This window comes from Streptomyces sp. a15, from assembly GCF_059026085.1.
In genome coordinates this window covers 17,952-32,883 of record NZ_JBWLKM010000087.1, presented here as the reverse complement: position 1 = coordinate 32,883, position 14,932 = coordinate 17,952, and the positions used below count along the sequence as shown (strand labels likewise).

At 69.8% G+C, this 14,932-nt stretch carries 12 protein-coding genes, 1 tRNA gene and 3 pseudogenes; 10 read left to right on the top strand and 6 right to left on the bottom strand.

Annotated features, from left to right (window positions below):
- Together AC5P09_RS43580 and AC5P09_RS43575 are read left to right on the top strand one after the other, a co-directional pair.
- Nucleotides 1–237: pseudogene (locus tag AC5P09_RS43580) on the top strand (DUF4097 family beta strand repeat-containing protein); the annotation flags it as partial.
- Between the two features lie 29 nt (nt 238–266).
- On the top strand, nt 267–824 hold the full coding sequence (locus tag AC5P09_RS43575) for a GtrA family protein (RefSeq protein WP_493879230.1): 558 nt from the start codon (nt 267–269) through the stop codon (nt 822–824).
- Between the two features lie 269 nt (nt 825–1,093).
- On the opposite strand, the pseudogene AC5P09_RS43570 reads toward AC5P09_RS43575, so the two are convergent.
- Together AC5P09_RS43570 and AC5P09_RS43565 are read right to left on the bottom strand one after the other, a co-directional pair.
- A pseudogene (locus AC5P09_RS43570) lies at nt 1,094–1,528 on the bottom strand (hypothetical protein); the annotation flags it as partial.
- A 377-nt stretch (nt 1,529–1,905) separates the two neighbouring features.
- A complete protein-coding gene (locus AC5P09_RS43565; protein WP_037751662.1) occupies nt 1,906–2,109 on the bottom strand; it encodes a cold-shock protein in 204 nt (67 codons plus the stop codon).
- Nucleotides 2,110–2,669: 560 nt separating this feature from the next.
- Between AC5P09_RS43565 and AC5P09_RS43560 the strand changes: the two genes are divergently transcribed.
- Nucleotides 2,670–2,873 carry a hypothetical protein gene (locus tag AC5P09_RS43560; RefSeq protein ID WP_493879229.1) on the top strand — a complete coding sequence of 68 codons (204 nt, stop codon included), beginning with the start codon at nt 2,670–2,672 and terminating at the stop codon, nt 2,871–2,873.
- A 109-nt stretch (nt 2,874–2,982) separates the two neighbouring features.
- Here AC5P09_RS43560 and AC5P09_RS43555 read toward each other — a convergent pair.
- The 4 genes from AC5P09_RS43555 to AC5P09_RS43540 all read right to left on the bottom strand — a co-directional run bounded on the left by AC5P09_RS43555 (nt 2,983) and on the right by AC5P09_RS43540 (nt 7,551).
- A tRNA-Trp gene (locus AC5P09_RS43555) sits at nt 2,983–3,056 on the bottom strand.
- A 105-nt stretch (nt 3,057–3,161) separates the two neighbouring features.
- A complete protein-coding gene (locus AC5P09_RS43550) occupies nt 3,162–3,740 on the bottom strand; it encodes a dihydrofolate reductase family protein (RefSeq protein WP_493879228.1) in 579 nt (192 codons plus the stop codon).
- A 272-nt stretch (nt 3,741–4,012) separates the two neighbouring features.
- The gene (locus tag AC5P09_RS43545) at nt 4,013–5,095 is read right to left on the bottom strand and encodes a sugar ABC transporter substrate-binding protein (RefSeq protein WP_493879227.1); all 1,083 of its coding nucleotides are present in this window, start codon (nt 5,093–5,095) and stop codon (nt 4,013–4,015) included.
- Nucleotides 5,092–7,551 (bottom strand): SpoIIE family protein phosphatase, encoded by a 2,460-nt coding sequence (locus AC5P09_RS43540; protein ID WP_493879233.1) that lies wholly within the window; start codon nt 7,549–7,551, stop codon nt 5,092–5,094. Before AC5P09_RS43540 ends, AC5P09_RS43545 begins: the two co-directional genes overlap by 4 nt.
- 673 nt (nt 7,552–8,224) lie before the next feature.
- Between AC5P09_RS43540 and AC5P09_RS43535 the strand changes: the two genes are divergently transcribed.
- The 7 genes and pseudogenes from AC5P09_RS43535 to AC5P09_RS43505 all read left to right on the top strand — a co-directional run bounded on the left by AC5P09_RS43535 (nt 8,225) and on the right by AC5P09_RS43505 (nt 14,695).
- The gene (locus tag AC5P09_RS43535) at nt 8,225–9,313 is read left to right on the top strand and encodes a substrate-binding domain-containing protein (RefSeq protein ID WP_493879226.1); all 1,089 of its coding nucleotides are present in this window, start codon (nt 8,225–8,227) and stop codon (nt 9,311–9,313) included.
- 37 nt (nt 9,314–9,350) lie between these two features.
- Nucleotides 9,351–10,133 (top strand): ATP-binding cassette domain-containing protein, encoded by a 783-nt coding sequence (locus AC5P09_RS43530; RefSeq protein ID WP_493879225.1) that lies wholly within the window; start codon nt 9,351–9,353, stop codon nt 10,131–10,133.
- 5 nt (nt 10,134–10,138) lie between these two features.
- Nucleotides 10,139–11,410 (top strand): sugar ABC transporter permease, encoded by a 1,272-nt coding sequence (locus AC5P09_RS43525; protein WP_493879224.1) that lies wholly within the window; start codon nt 10,139–10,141, stop codon nt 11,408–11,410.
- 142 nt (nt 11,411–11,552) lie between these two features.
- Nucleotides 11,553–11,873: pseudogene (locus tag AC5P09_RS43520) on the top strand (MFS transporter); the annotation flags it as partial.
- Between the two features lie 106 nt (nt 11,874–11,979).
- The gene (locus AC5P09_RS43515) at nt 11,980–12,738 is read left to right on the top strand and encodes an MFS transporter (RefSeq protein ID WP_493879223.1); all 759 of its coding nucleotides are present in this window, start codon (nt 11,980–11,982) and stop codon (nt 12,736–12,738) included.
- Nucleotides 12,735–13,838, top strand: a complete 1,104-nt coding sequence (locus AC5P09_RS43510) for a maleylacetate reductase (protein ID WP_493879232.1) — start codon at nt 12,735–12,737, stop codon at nt 13,836–13,838. The genes AC5P09_RS43515 and AC5P09_RS43510 overlap by 4 nt, the downstream gene beginning before the upstream one ends.
- The gene (locus AC5P09_RS43505; RefSeq protein ID WP_493879222.1) at nt 13,835–14,695 is read left to right on the top strand and encodes a dioxygenase family protein; all 861 of its coding nucleotides are present in this window, start codon (nt 13,835–13,837) and stop codon (nt 14,693–14,695) included. The genes AC5P09_RS43510 and AC5P09_RS43505 overlap by 4 nt, the downstream gene beginning before the upstream one ends.
- The last annotated feature ends 237 nt before the right edge of the window (nt 14,696–14,932 follow it).

Genomic DNA, 14,932 nt, shown 5'->3' with positions numbered 1-14,932 from the left:
CGGATCAGCATCCAGAAGGGCGACATCCACATCACCGAAGCCCTGCACGGCACCGTCGACCTGCGCACCGAGGCCGGCCAGATCACGGTCGGCGCCGCCCGCGGCGTCTCCGCTTCCCTGGACGCCGGCACCAGCCACGGCCGGATCCACAACGCCCTCAAGAACACCGACGGCTCCGCCGCCCTGACCATCCACGCCACCACCGCCTACGGCGACATCACCGCCCGCAGCCTCTAGAAGCACCCTCTCTCCGGAAGGACGCAGCCATGAAGTCGCCCCTCGCACCGAAGCCCGAGACGGCGACTTTGGCCTCTCCCGGCCCCATCGCCTCCTTCCTACGGTTTGTGATCTTCGGAGGTGGCGTCGGGATCCTCTCCAGCTTCGCGGTACCGCTGCTGGCCACGACCCTGCCCTGGGCCGTCTCGAACGCAGTCATCACCATCGCCTCCACCCTGCTGTGCACCGAACTCCACGCCCGCTTCACCTTCGCCCAAGGGCGCAGCGCCGGATGGCGAGAGCACTGGCAGTCCGCGGGCTCGGCAACCGCCGCCTACCTGGCCACCAGCGTCGCCATCTACGTCCTGCATGCGGTGCAGCCCTCCCCCGGCACGCTGACGGAGCAGACCGTCTACCTGACCGCCTCCGGCCTCGCCGGCACAGGCCGCTTCATCATCCTGCGCCTCTACGTCTTCGCCGGCCGCCACGGCCGCACCACACAACCACTGACGCAGCAAGGGACCGCAGCCATGCCACTCCCGACAGGAATGCGGCAACCGTCGTACACGAGCCGGCCCAACGGACCGCGGCCACAGCTGGCGGCGTAAAAGCCCCCCGCCCCACCAGTCCAACACTCACCTTCGGAGCACCTCGGCGGGCAGCGGAGCCCGGTACAGCGCCCACAGGCCTCCGATGTCGAGGGCCGCGGCCACCGGTGGCGAGCACGACGAGCAAGGGCGCCACCAAACCGGCCGCCTGATGCGCGAACATGTGCCCGGTGAACGGCGGCAGCCATGCCTCCCACGGGACGGCGACCGAGCAAGCCTGCACGACCTGGCCCAGTCAGAAGGACGCGTCCCGCCTTCGCGACCAGACATCACCACGCCCGCGCAGCCGCGCCGTCGGTCTGCGAGCGGTACTCGCGGCCGAACAGCTCCCGGTGCTGGGTCATCACCCGCTCGCTGGGCGGCTCCTCGCCACCGTGGATCTGCTCCTGCAACCGCTCGAACCGCTCGTGCGCGTCCCGCACATAGCCCGTGCCGAGCGTGGTCAGATCCATCTGGGTGCCGAGGAGTTCGCGGACGTACGCCTTGTTCGGCTCGAAGGTGAGGACGTTCGGCAGCTCGGGCGCAAGGATCTCCTGCGGATCATGGCTGTCGTGACGGCGCATCAGGTCGCAGGCGATACGCAGGTGTTCGAGTTCCATGTTCAGGTGCAGCTCCCAGATGGCCTTCACCTTGGGGTCGGGCTCCTGCTCCATGAAGGAGTGGTAGAGGTAGCTCTCGTTGTACTCGTGGTTGACGAGCTGCTCCCGTTAGGACCTGCACCGCCCCCGTGGCCATGGTGGTGTCGGCGGCGGCCAGCAGCGGCGGCAGCGTGCTCCACGGCCAACTCCGCAGCCGCGGCCCTGGCCGCGCGATAGCGCGACAGACGCCGTGCGGCAGTCCGGCACGGGAACGGGTCGGCGTGTCATGGTGCAGGCCGTGGCGGGGACAAACCACCGTGGGCAGGCCCGCCGTGCCGTCTGCCTGCCCGCATCACCAGGGCTGGGCTTCGCACGTCGCCGCTGCGCAGCACGCTCCGCCGCGAGATGGATCTGCCGTCGCCGCGCCGTGCTCGACGCCGCGGCGACCTGCAGGAGCCATGCCGGTTCCCCAGGGCCTGTTCCGGCCCTGGGGAGGTCACGGGTCAGGCGGGTGTGATGTTCTCCGCCTGCGGGCCCTTCTGGCCCTGGGTGATGTCGAAGGTGACTGCCTGGCCCTCCTGCAGCTCGCGGAAGCCGGAGGCGTTGATGTTGGAGTAGTGCGCGAAGACGTCCGGTCCGCCGCCGTCCTGGGCGATGAAGCCGAAGCCCTTTTCGGCGTTGAACCACTTCACGGTTCCGCTGGCCATGCTCGTGCCTCTCAGTCAATGTTCAGGAGCCGCACCGCGCGGTCCTGGAGGTGATCGCCCTGGTTCCGCACCGCACAGCAAAGCGCCCGCGCCAAAGCGCGGGCAGGTCCTGCGAACCACGACAGCTGGCAGTGACGCTACACGGCAAAACCGGCCCCCACCAGAGAACAACGCCCACGAGCCGCGCCGCACTTCGGGAAGCCTCGGCCTGGATCGAGTCCGCCCGCCGGGCAGACCCTCCATCACGCACCCTCGCTCCGGATGCGGCGCTGCACCTGCGCAGTCCGGATCGGACACGCACCGACGGCGTCGGCACACGGCTGGAGTGAATCCGGAGGTCTGCGGATGACGGCACGGCCGGACGTGCCCGCTGGGCAGAACAGGCATACGTACAGCCGTGGTGCTGGTCGCCCGGCCGGGCACCTTGCCCGATCTCGCCGGCGAGCAGGCACGGGCGTGAGCACGCACGAGCAGACGTCCCCGAACGGCTAGCGCGTCGTCCGCACCGCGTCGTCCCGACCGGACAGGACAGCCTGGGCGCCCCCGCCGCCAACACCGCCGTGCCCGCCGTACTGGAGGCACTGCGCTCCGGAGTGCCGTACGACAACTGGCTGCTCGTCTTCGACAACGCCGAGGACGTCGAGTCGGTGCGCAACTACTTCCCCACCGACGGACCCGGCAAGGTCATCGTCACCTCCCGCAAACGGGCCTGGGAACGGGTCGCCGCCCCGCTACCGGTGACCAGAAACGATCGCCCGACCTGAGCACCGAGGACTCCGAGCAGGCGGGCGCCTGGCGCCCCTGGCCGGAACTGGTCGCCCTACGGGGCCCAGGGCGATGGCTCCTGTTCGATGCGCGAACCGTGATCAACAGCAGGGGCGGCAGGAGTCGAACCTGCGGCATCCGGTTTTGGAGACCGGCGCTCTGGCCAGCTGAGCTACACCCCTTCGGTGGCGTCCCAGCGTGACACGCCCGGCCGTGCGGCCACCACGGGTTTTCCCCGGCGATTCGCCGCACGCGGGCGCACCCGCCGCCGGTTCGTCCTGCAAGACTCAGACATGCAGGGCGGGCCGGTAGATGAGCTCTTGAATGTGGCCGTCGAGCGTCCGGTGCTCGATCAGCTCAAGGTCGAAGTCGGCCGCACCCTGGAAGATCGGGTCCAGTCCGGTCTGACCGGTGATCACAGGGAAGAGCGTCACCTGAACGCGGTCGACCAGGCCGGCGGCCATCAGTGCCCGGTTCATCGACAGGCTGCCGTGCGAGCGCAGCGGCACCTCGGACTCCTTCTTGAGCCGGGCGACGACGTCGACGGCATCGCCGCTCACGACGTTCGCATCCGGCCAGTCGAGGGGTTCTTCCAGTGTGGTCGACACCACCGTTGCCGGCAGGTTCCTCATCCGGGTGACCCATGGGTCACGCACCTCGGACTCCTCGGTGCTCGAGGCCAGCATCCGCGCGAACGCCCGGTACGTGTTGGCCCCGAAGACCATCCGCTGCTCCTCGCCGTAGAGGGCGAGGCGGTGGTCGAGGAGCTCGGGGCCTTGTTTGCCCCAGTAGCCGGTCCAGTTGCCACCGGCGGCGCCGAAGCCGTCGAGGCTGGAAAAGACGTCGAAGGTGTAGGTAGCGGTCATGGTGTTCTCCTCGAGTGCGGTTGATTGCGTGTGGGGGCTGATGCTTCCTTCGGGCGACCCGACCCGCGACGCCCTGCAATACAGACCGGCAACGACGGCGAGACTCATCGCTCTTTGGACTCCTGGAGTCCGGCCGCCCCGGGTGCGGCCCCAGGAGCTTTACCGCGGCCGAGAAGGTGGCGGGTCAGCGTGATCGGCGACGCGGCGGGCGGGAAGCAGAGTGCCTCTCGCGCCGTCCGCCCCAGAGCGGCGCCGAGCACCGGACAGGGCCCTCACCGAGTGAGTCCGGCTTCGTCACAGGCGGGCCGGAGCTCCCGGGTGCAGATCTGGTCGACGCTGTACACGCCGTCCTTGACGAGTGTCTGCTTGATGGTGTCGGCCGTCACCGCGGTCGGAGTGAGCAGGACGGACGGGATGTTCTGGGTGGTGGGGCTGTCGGTCGCCGTCGTGGCGATGTCGCGGGCGTCCTCGCCGCGTCCCAGGGCGACAGCCATGGCTGCGGCTGCGGCGGCTTCCGCTTTGAATGGTTTGTACACCGTCATGTACTGCTCGCCTCTGATGACGCGCTGCACAGCCGCGAGTTCGGCGTCCTGGCCGGTGATCGGAGGAAGCTCTCGCACATGGGCGGCTTTGAGGGCTGCGATGACGCCTGCCGCGATGGCGTCGTTGGCTGCCAGTACCCCGCCGATTCGGTTCGGGCCCAGAGCCGACACGGCAGCGGACATGTTGGCGTGGGCGTTCGCCGTGGTCCAGCCCAGGGTGTCGTACGACCTGGCGATCTTCGTCTTGCCCTTGAGGACGGACAGGGCGCCCTTGCGGTACGACGCCGCGTTGGGGCTGGTGGGATCGCCGTTCATCATGACGACGTTCTCGTCGTCCGCTCTTTCACCCATGGCCTTCAGGAGCGCCTCGCCCTGGAGCTTGCCGACCTGAGCGCCGTCGAAGCTGACGTAGCCGGAGATCGGCCCTTCGGCGAGCCGGTCGTAGGCGACGACGGGGATTCCCTCCTGCTGTGCCTGCCGGATGGAGGAGCGCAGCGCCTTGGTGTCGGCGGCGTCGAGGATCAGGACTCCGACCCCTTTGGTGATCATGGAGGTGACCTGGTGCAGCTGCCTCGTGGCGTCGTTCTCGGCGTTGGCGTACTCCATCGTGCAGCGGGGACAGAGCTTCTTCAGGTGCTGCTCGATGAAAGGCTTGTCGGAGTGCTCCCAGCGCGGGAGCGCTCGGCTGGGCAGCAGCAGGCCGACGGTGAAGCTGTCCGTGCCCGCCTCGTCGTCTCCTCCGCAGGCGGCCAGGGGGATCGTCATGAGGCCGGCGACCAGCGCCGCGACGACATGCCGGATACGTGTCCTCATGGCAAAGCCCCTCGTTCTGGCCGGGGCTCCGAGTCCGCGGGGGCGGACTCGCGGCGCGGCACAGCGATCTCGCTCCACACCTGCTTGCCGCCGGCCACGGGCATCGAGCCGAAGGAGTCCGACATCGCCTCGACCAGAAGCAGGCCCCGGCCGCCGGTCGACTCCCAGTCCACGATCACCGGCTTTGCGGGCGCCCGGGGCGAGGAGTCGCTCACACTGACGCGTACCCGGTCACCGCGCAGTGTCAGATCCACGCGGACGGGGCCCTGGGTGTGCACCAGCGCGTTGGTGACCAGCTCGGACACGACCAGGAGCACCGTGTCGGCTGCTTCCTCGGTTTTCCACCGGCGCAGGGTGCGCGCGGTGAAGCGGCGGGCATGCATGACGGCGTCGGGCAGCCGCCACACCACCCAGTCGGCCCGGATCGGCCGCGTCTTCAGACCGTCATAGCGCAGCAGCAACAGCGCCACGTCGTCCTCACGTCGGCCGACGTCGCCGAGCAGTTCGTCGGCCATGCGCCCCGGATCCGCCGGATCGGCCGCGGCGAGTGCGGTGCGCGTGCGGTGCATGCCCTCGTCCAAGGGCAGGTCGGAGGCCTCGACCAGACCGTCGGTGACCAGGGCGAGCACCGTGCCGGGCTCCAGCGCGAGCGCGGTCATGGGGAACTCCGCCTCGGCGAGGATGCCGAGCGGAAGCCCGCCTTCGACCTCCACCTCCTCGGTACGTCCGTCAGGATGGCGCACCAGCGGTGAGAGGTGGCCGGCCCGGACGAACAGGGTGTTGCCCTCCTCCAGGTCCAGTTCGACATAGCAGCACGTGGCGAACAGATCGGTCTCCATGCCGACGAGGAGGCGGTTGGCGTGGGACACGACCACGTCGGGCGGATGGCCCTCCACCGCGTACGCCCTGACCGCGGTACGCATCTGGCCCATGATCGTCGCGGCTCCGGCGCTGTGTCCCTGCACGTCACCGATGACCAGTGCGACCCGTTCCTCGGAGAGGGCGATGACGTCGTACCAGTCACCGCCCACCTGCAGACCCCTCAGGGCGGGCAGATAACGTGCGACGGCCGTGCACCCGGGCAGTTCCGGAAGGCGTCGGGGCAGCAGGCTGCGCTGGAGCATTGTCGCGAGTTCCTGCTCCGCGTCGTGTGCGTGCGCACGCTGGAGAGCTTGTCCGACCAGCGCGGCGGTGGCGGTCAGCAGGGTTCGTTCCTCGGGGACGAACTCGTGCGGCTGGTCCCAGCCGACCAGGCACACGCCGGCGACCCGACCCTTGGCGGGGAGCGGCAGCACGGCCAGACCGCCGCTGCCGATGCCTGCCAGTCCGGATTCGAGGGCCGACCCGGCGGGCCACAGGTCCATACGGCCGTCCTGCAGGGCCATCTGCAGGGTGGGAAGAGCGCTGACCGGCGCGTCGGGCCATTCCGAACGCCACTGGGAGCGCCATATCTCCGGCCAGACGGCGGGCTGCGGCGGGTCCAGCACGGTGACCATGAGCCGGTCTTCGTGCAGTTCGGCGAGCGCTACGTGGTCGGCGCCCAGCGGCTCACGCAGCGCGGTGACGGCCACTCGGCCGACGTCCCGGACCGTCGACGCGGCATCGAGTGCGGCGGTCAGCCACTGGATCCTGGAGACGTCATCGGCGCTCCGGCTCAGGACCGAGGTCGCCGTCACCACGCCCAGCACCTGCTCCGGCCGAGCGTCGGTGCCCGTCGCCGTTCGGCAGCTCAGACTCAGCCAGCGCATTTCACCGGTAGGGCGCCGGACACGGAACTCCAACTCCCGCCGGTCGTATGCCTGGCCTCTGGGTTCCAGGAGCGACATGAGTGCGTGCATGTCCTCCGGGAAGGCGTGCGCGAGCAGCGTGTCGGCCTTGCCGTCGAAGTCGTCCGGCGTGATGCCGACCAGTTCCAGCAGCGCTTCGTCCGCCTCGATCAGGCCGGTGTCCGGCACCAGGACGAATGTGCCCACGCGCAGACTCCGCAGCGCGGGATACAGCACCGCCGAAGGGTCGGGGCGGCCGGTCCCGGCCTGCAACAGGTTGGCGATCGCGTCGGCATAGCGCTCCAGGAAGCGCCGTTGCTCGGCCGCGAAGCCGTCCACGGACCCGCCCATGACGACCAGGCAGCCCAGCCGTCTGCTCCCGGACGCGAGAGGCAGCGCGCCGAGGGCCATCTCCGCTCGCGGTGGCGCCGGCGCGTTCTCGAAGTAGGAGGGGAGTACGGCCGGAGTGAGCCACACAGGCCGGTCGGTGTGGAAGGCGTGCGCCGCGGGTGAGCCACCGGACAGCGGCAGACGCTCCAGCACCCCCTCCGGCACGCCGTACGGGGAAGTGGCGCGTCCGGCCGTCTCCACCAGCCGAAGCTCTTCGTTGTCGGCGTCGGGCACATAGACCGCTGCCAGCTCCACGCCGGCGAATGTCAGGGCCCGATCACTCACGGCGGCCTCCGGCATCGCAGGCTGAGGAGATCCACTGCCCGCTGTGCCGGCCTCGGCTGCCCGCAACTCGGTGACTCCGGCCCGGGCCCGGCCGTCATGAGGCATGTCCGCAACGTACCTCCCGCCCATGGCGCAGGTGCCGATGCGCTGGGAGAGCCAGGCACCCACCTACCAGAGTCTCATATGCGAATGAAACGGACAGATTCATGGTTGTGGTCACGGGCCGTGGAGCGCTGGTGCATTCGCAGATCACCGCCCCCGGTGCCACACTGACGACGTGGTCGTGTTGCTCCTTCCACGCGGTGCGGTGCAGCCCGACGTCGGGCTCCGGCATCGCGGCGGCCCGCCGACCGCCGATGCCGGGACGGTCGGGCGGAGGCCCCAGCACGCCGGTACGGGCCGTTTCGCGGCGGCCCAGGTCTCAGCCGCGCGTGGCTGTTCGCGTGAGTCCCTCTGCCGATGCGGCGAACCAACCCACCACAGCGATTGGCGTCGTACGGCGTCACGCCCTGCTGATAGGGCCCCGACCTCGTGCGGGCCCCTCACGCCGTGTCCCACACGCGCCTGCGGCCGCCGGTTCTGCGTGCACCGGTCGTCCGCCACCTGGCGAACGCCGGCGGGGCGCGGCCGTTGGACCTCACGCCCGTCGACGGCCGGTCACGGGTAGCCGACGAAGGAGGTCCCCCGCATGAAGGCCTGCACACGGGAGGCGGCCCTCGCCATGTCCGCCGTCTCCACGGCCGTCGCCCTCGCGGCCTGCGGACCCGAGGCCGGGAAAGACAGCGGCGGGGACGAGGCACCGAGGATCGGCCTGCTCCTGCCGGACGCCACCACGGCCCGTTGGGAGGGGCAGGACCGGCCTCTGCTCGAAAAGAAGATCGACGAGCTGTGCGCCGACTGCGCGGTTGAGCACACCAACGCCAAGGGCGATGTGGCCATCCAGCAGGAACAGATGAACTCGATGATCGCCAAGGGAGTCGATGCCATCGTGCTCGTGGCCGTCGACGCCAGATCACTCGGCGCCGCGGTCAGGAAGGCCGACGAGGCGGACATCCCGGTCATCGCCTACGACCGCCTCGCGGAGGGCCCGATCGCAGGCTACGTCTCCTTCGACGGCGAGGAGGTCGGCAAGCTCCAGGGCAGGTCGCTCCTGAAGGCCATGGGTGACACGGTGAGCGACGGCCAGATCGTCATGATGAACGGCGATCCCAGTGACCCCAACGCCGTGTCGTTCAAGAAGGGCGCGCTGTCCGTCCTCGAGGGGAGGGTGAGGATCGGCAAGGAGTACGACACCCTCCAGTGGCGGACGGAGACTGCGAACATGAACATGTCCGGCGCCATCTCGGCCCTCGGCGTCGGCAACATCAACGGGGTCTACGCCGCCAACGACGGCCTCGCCGCCGGCAGCATCACCGCCCTCAAGGCGAACAAGGTCGATCCGCTGCCCCCGGTCACCGGGCAGGACGCCGAACTGGCAGCCATACGGCGCATCGTGGACGGCGATCAGTACATGACCGTCTACAAGCCCTTCAGCCCCGAGGCGTCCGCCGGAGCCGCCTTGGCCGTGGCTGCGGCCCGCGGTGAAAGCCTCGCCCCGGTTGCCCCGGACAAGGTGAGAACCAGCACGGGCGAGGAGATTCCGGCCGTCATGCTCGCCCCCGTGTCCGTGACGGTCGACAACATCAAGGACACCTTGGTGAAAGACGGCGTGTACACGATCCAGCAGATCTGTACGCCCCGACTTGCTACCGCCTGCAATGAGGCCGGGCTGACCTGACTGGTCGGTTCCTCACGAGGTCCGGTCCGGGAAGGAGATGTTCTCCGTGCCGACTCCCCCCTTGCTGGCGCTGCACGGCGTGTGCAAGCGCTTCGGCGTCGTCGAGGTCCTCACGGACATCGAGCTGGAGATTCGCGCCGGGGAGGTCGTGGCCCTTCTGGGCGACAACGGGGCCGGCAAATCCACCCTGGTCAAAGCGATCTCCGGAGTGACGCCCGCGGACCGGGGCGTCATCAAGTGGGAGGGCCGGACGGTCCACATCAAACGCCCCCACGACGCCCGTGACCTCGGTATCGCCACCGTCTACCAGGACCTCGCCCTGTGCGGAAACCTCGACGTCGTGGGCAATGTGTACCTCGGGCGGGAGATCCGCCGGTTCGGCTTCCTCGACGAGGTGGAGATGGAGCGCCGCACCAGACACCTTTTGGAGGGCCTGACCAAGGGCATTCCTGATCTGCGTGCCCCCGTCGTGTCACTGTCCAGTGGTCAGCGGCAGACGGTCGCCATCGCCCGCTCGCTCCTCGGTGACCCGCGGCTCCTCCTCCTGGACGAACCGACCGCAGCGCTCGGCTTCGACCAGACGACCGAGGTCCTTGACCTCGTCGACCAGTTCCGTGACCGCGGTCTGGGAGTACTGCTCATCAGCCACAACATGGGGGACGTCAAAGCTCTCGCGGACCGGGCCGCCGTCCTGCGGCTCGGCCGCAACAACGGCTTCTTCAACGTGAGCACCGCTTCTCAGGAACAGATCATCTCCTCCGTCACCGGCGCCACGGAAAACGTGCCACGCCGGATGGCCCACCGGGAGGCCGGATGGTGAAAGGGATGCGCAACATGGCGGACGACACGCAGCCCGAACCCGCCGCGCCCACCGCCAAGACCCGCCAGCCGCACCGCGGGCAGGCCGCCACCCGCGCGGTGCGGGGCTGGGGTGCCGTCGTCCGGCGCAAAGTGAGCGCCGGCGAACTGGGCTCGCTCCCTGTCGTCCTCGTCCTCGTCACGGTCTGGATCATCTTCCAGGCCCTCAACGAGAACTTCCTCTCGCCCCGGAACCTGTCCAATCTCAGCGTGGACATCGTGGGCACCGGGCTGATCGCGGTCGGTATCGTCTTCGTGCTGCTGCTCGGTGAACTCGACCTGTCGGTCGGCTCGATCAGCGGCCTCGCGGCGGCTGTCTTCGCCGTACTGAACGTGAACAACGGCGTGCCGGAATGGCTCGCCCTCATCGTCGCGGTGCTCGCGGGCACCGCGACGGGAACCGTTCAGGGCTACTCCTTCGCCAGGACCCGGGTACCGGCCTTCGTCGTCACGCTCGCGGGGCTGCTCACGTGGAACGGCTTCATGCTCTCCATCCTCGGGACCAGCGGCACCATCAACCTCGACGAGAACGGGCTGGTGGCCAAGCTGACCAGCTACTACTTCACCCATGACGGCGTCGCCTACGGCGTGGCTGCGGGCGCGGCGGGCGTGGTCTTCCTCGTGTCCCACCAGGACAGACGGCGGCGCAAGGCCGTCGGCATGCCGCATCGCTCGCTGCGGGGAATCGCGGCGCGCACCGGAGCACTCGCGGTGATCGCGTTCGCGGCCGCGTATGTGCTCAACCGGTTCCAGGGCCTGCCGCTCGCCCTCCTGCTCTTCCTCGTGCTCGTGGCCGGCCTCGACGTCGTGCTCCGCCGCACGCACTACGGGCGGCAGGTCTACGCCCTGGGCGGCGGCGTCGAGGCGGCCCGTCGCGCCAGCCTCAGCGTGACTCGGGTACAGACCGCGGTACTCGCGGTCTCGGGCACCATGGCCGCGATCGGCGGCCTGTTCCTGGCCTCGCGGATCACCTCCGTGAGCCAGAACTCCGGCTCCGGCATCCTGCTGCTCAACGCCATCGCCGCAGCGGTCATCGGCGGCGCCAGTCTGTTCGGGGGACGCGGCTCGCCCTGGAACGCGGTGCTCGGCATCCTCATCATCCAGTCGATCGCCTCAGGCATGTCGATCACGGACACCCCCACCGCCGTCCAGTTCATCATCACGGGCGGGGTGCTCTTCGCCGCGGTGGTCATCGACTCCCTGTCACGACGCTCACACGAGGCACACGGACGGGCTTGACTCGTCCGTTTCCGGGCGCGGGGAAGGCCGACACCCGCTCAACTCAAGCGATCCAGCACCAACTCCTACGGAGCGGGCAGGAGCTGCTCGGCCCAGATCGTCTTTCCGGTTCCCGTATGGCGGCTGCCCCACCGACCTCGCCGTGTACGGCGTCAGCGTGCCCGCGATCCTGGGCGACCCCTCGCTCGGCATCGACAAGGCCGAGGCAGGCACCATCGGCTCGCTCGTCGGCATCGGGATGCTGATCGGCGCGGCCCTCGCCGGGGCCCTCGTCCACCGCACCGGCCCGCGCCGCCTCCTGCTCGTCGGCACCACCGTGTTCTCGCTCGGCATGGCGGTCTGCACGTTCGCCGGTGGCGTCCCGTCCTTCGGGGCCGGACGTCTGGTCGTCGGCCTCGGACTGGGCGTCGTACTGCCGACGATCAACGCATACGTCGCCGACCTCAGCGAGCCCGGCCGCCGCAGCCGCAACGTCGCCCTGATCATGAGCGGCTACGCGGCCGGCGCCCTGTGCTCCTCCCCTGCTCGGCACGGCCCTGCTGCCCGACGTCTCGTACCGCTGGCTGTACGTGATCGGCGTGACCCCGGTGTTCCTGGCCATACCTCTGGTGATGCGGCTCCCGGAGAGCCCGTTCCACCTCAGCCGTACGGCCCGGACGGCCGAGGCGAGGGCGGTGGAGGAGCAGCTCGGTCTCGCCCCGTCGGACGCCTCCCCGACGTCGGACCCGGGTCGCTGGCTCGGTATCGGACCGCTGCTGACGGGCGGGCTCGCGGTCTCGACCGTGCTGTTCTGGGCCATGTCCTTCTGCGGACTGCTGCTGGTCTTCGGCATCAGCACCTGGCTGCCCAGCATCATGCAGGCCGCGGGCTTCTCCCTCGGCTCGGCGCTGCTGCAGACGGCGGCCATGTGGCTGGGCGTCGGCGTCGGTGCCATCGTGGGCGGCCGGGTCGCGGACGCGCTGGGCGCCAAGCGCGTGGTGGTCGTCGCGTTCCTGGTCGGCACATTGAGCCTCGTCGCGATGAGCACCCGCCCGCCGACACCCGTTATGTTCGTGCTCATGTTCATCAGCGGGTTCGGGTTCATCGGTTCGCAGATCCTCGGCAACGCGTTCATCGTCACGCGCTACCCGGACGCCCTGCGCGGCAACGGCCTCGCCTGGGCCCTGTCGATCGGCCGCTTCGGCGCGATCGCCGGCCCGTCCCTGGGCGCGTTCGTCCTCAGCTCGGGCGCCGACGTCGAGTGGGCCTTCTACGCCTTCGCCGTACCGGCGCTGATCGGCGCGTTCGCGGCGGGCGCGGTACCCCGGGTGCGGGCGGCGACGGCATGACGCGGGTCGTCTACGAGTCCTGGGGCCAGCGGGTCGTCTTCGGCTCGGGCACCGCACGGGAGGACGTGACTGCCGAGGTCGCAGGGCTCGGCGCGCGCCGGGTCCTGGTGATCGCGGCCGAGGGCGAACGCGCCCTGTCCGAGGACATCTGCAAGGACGTTCCCGTCGTGGCGACGTTCAGCGCCGTCAGGCCGCATGTGCCGGCCGAGGTGGCACAGGCCGTGCGGGCGGCGGCCACCGAACACGCGGCCGACCTGCTGCTGAGCGTCGGCGGCGGCTCCACCACGGGCACCGCCAAGGCAGCCGCGCTCACCACCGGCCTGCCGATCCTCGCCGTCCCCACGACATACGCCGGCTCCGAGGCGACCCCCGTCTGGGGCCTCACCGAGGACGGCCACAAGCGCACCGGCGTCGATCCGAAGGTGCTGCCCCGCGTCGTCGTCTACGACGCGACCCTGATGCTGTCGCTGCCGACCCGCCTGTCGGTGACGTCGGGGCTCAACGCGCTCGCCCACTGCGTCGACGCGTGGTGGGCCCCCCGGCACAACCCGATCAGCTCCGCCCTGGCCGTCGAGGGCGTCCGCTCGCTGGCATCGGCGCTGCCGCGCATCGTCGCCGACAGCCGGGACGTCGCGGCCCGCCGGGAGATCCTCTTCGGCACCTACCTCGGGGCGGTCGCCTTCGCGGGCGCCGGTTCCGGACTGCACCACAAGGTGTGCCATGTCCTCGGCGGCGCGTACGACCTCGAACACGCCGCCCTGCACTCGGTGGTCCTGCCGCACGTGGTCGGTCTCAACCTGCCCGCGGCACCCGAGGCGGCGCGGCACCTCGCAGCGGCGCTCGACGAACGCACCGACCCCTTCGGCGCGCTGCTCGCCCTCTACGCCCGGCTCGAACCTCCGCGCTCGCTCAGCGAGTTGGGACTGGCCGAGGAGGAACTCGACCGGGCCTGCGACCTCGTCATGGCACAGATCCCGGACACCAACCCGCGGCGCGTGACCCGTGACGAGATGCGCGAGCTGCTGGGGCGCGCGTGCCGCGGGGACACCCCGGTGCCGATCCCGCTCACCTCCCCTCGCACGGAAGGGCATCCCCGATGACTGACACGACTGAACAGGAACTGACCGACAAGGTCGTCGCGAGCTTCGACACCGCGAAGGACGAACGGTTCCGCGAGGTCATGCAGGCCCTCGTTCGGCACGCCCACGCGTTCGTGCGCGAGACCCGCCTCACCGAGGACGAGTGGGGCGCGGCGATCGAGTTCCTCACCGCGGCCGGTCACATCACGACCGACACCCGCCAGGAGTTCGTCCTCCTCTCGGACGTCCTCGGCATCTCCATGCTCACCGTCGCGGTGAACGAGCCGGGCCTCGACGCGTCGACGCAGGCCACGGTCCTCGGCCCGTTCTTCGTCCAGGACTCGCCAAAGATCGAGCTCGGCGGGGACATCGCGGGCGGCGCGACCGGTGAGCCCGCGTGGGTCGACGGCCGGGTCACGGACACCGACGGCAACCCCGTCGCCGGTGCCCGCGTCGAGGTGTGGGAGGCCGACGACGACGGCATGTACGACGTCCAGTACGACGACGGCGGCCTCGCGGGGCGCGCACACTTCTTCACCGACGCCGAGGGCCGCTACCGGTTCTGGGGTCTCACTCCAACGCCGTACCCGATCCCGGACGACGGCCCCGTCGGCCAACTCCTCGACCACGCCGGCCGCTCACCGATGCGCGCACCGCATCTGCATTTCATGGTGACGGCACCCGGCTTCCGGCGTCTCATCACGCACGTCTTCGTGGCGGGCGACCCCTGTCTGAACGCCGACTCCGTCTTCGGCGTGAAGGAGTCACTCATCCGCCCCTTCGATCGTCACGAGGCCGGAACTCCGACGCCGGACAGCCGACAGCTGGAGGGACCGTGGACCTCGGCGACGTTCGACATCGTCCTCAGCAAGGAGTGAACCTTTTCAGCGTGACCATTCAGCCCACCGGCGAGGTCTGCCGCGGCACGAGAAGTCCTCGCGCGGTGGAGATACGGGGCTCGACATCGCTGCCGGCCATACATTGACCAACGTGTTCAGCGCAGGCCGGATCCTCGTCGGCCTGGCCTCCCTCGCCGGTCACAACGAACGTCACCGGCCGGAATCCTTGGTCTGCAGGCACCGCGCGGTCGGGCGGCCACCACGAAGGTCGCGTAC

What these genes read in the sequence shown, in the direction of transcription:
- AC5P09_RS43525 (WP_493879224.1), top strand. Translation starts at nt 10,139, where the DNA reads ATGCGCAACATGGCGGACGACACGCAGCCCGAACCCGCCGCGCCCACC.
- AC5P09_RS43505 (WP_493879222.1), top strand. Translation starts at nt 13,835, where the DNA reads ATGACTGACACGACTGAACAGGAACTGACCGACAAGGTCGTCGCGAGC.
- AC5P09_RS43530 (WP_493879225.1), top strand. Translation starts at nt 9,351, where the DNA reads ATGTTCTCCGTGCCGACTCCCCCCTTGCTGGCGCTGCACGGCGTGTGC.
- AC5P09_RS43510 (WP_493879232.1), top strand. Translation starts at nt 12,735, where the DNA reads ATGACGCGGGTCGTCTACGAGTCCTGGGGCCAGCGGGTCGTCTTCGGC.
- AC5P09_RS43575 (WP_493879230.1), top strand. Translation starts at nt 267, where the DNA reads ATGAAGTCGCCCCTCGCACCGAAGCCCGAGACGGCGACTTTGGCCTCT.
- AC5P09_RS43535 (WP_493879226.1), top strand. Translation starts at nt 8,225, where the DNA reads ATGAAGGCCTGCACACGGGAGGCGGCCCTCGCCATGTCCGCCGTCTCC.
- AC5P09_RS43545 (WP_493879227.1), bottom strand. Translation starts at nt 5,095, where the DNA reads ATGAGGACACGTATCCGGCATGTCGTCGCGGCGCTGGTCGCCGGCCTC.
- AC5P09_RS43565 (WP_037751662.1), bottom strand. Translation starts at nt 2,109, where the DNA reads ATGGCCAGCGGAACCGTGAAGTGGTTCAACGCCGAAAAGGGCTTCGGC.
- AC5P09_RS43550 (WP_493879228.1), bottom strand. Translation starts at nt 3,740, where the DNA reads ATGACCGCTACCTACACCTTCGACGTCTTTTCCAGCCTCGACGGCTTC.
- AC5P09_RS43540 (WP_493879233.1), bottom strand. Translation starts at nt 7,551, where the DNA reads ATGCCGGAGGCCGCCGTGAGTGATCGGGCCCTGACATTCGCCGGCGTG.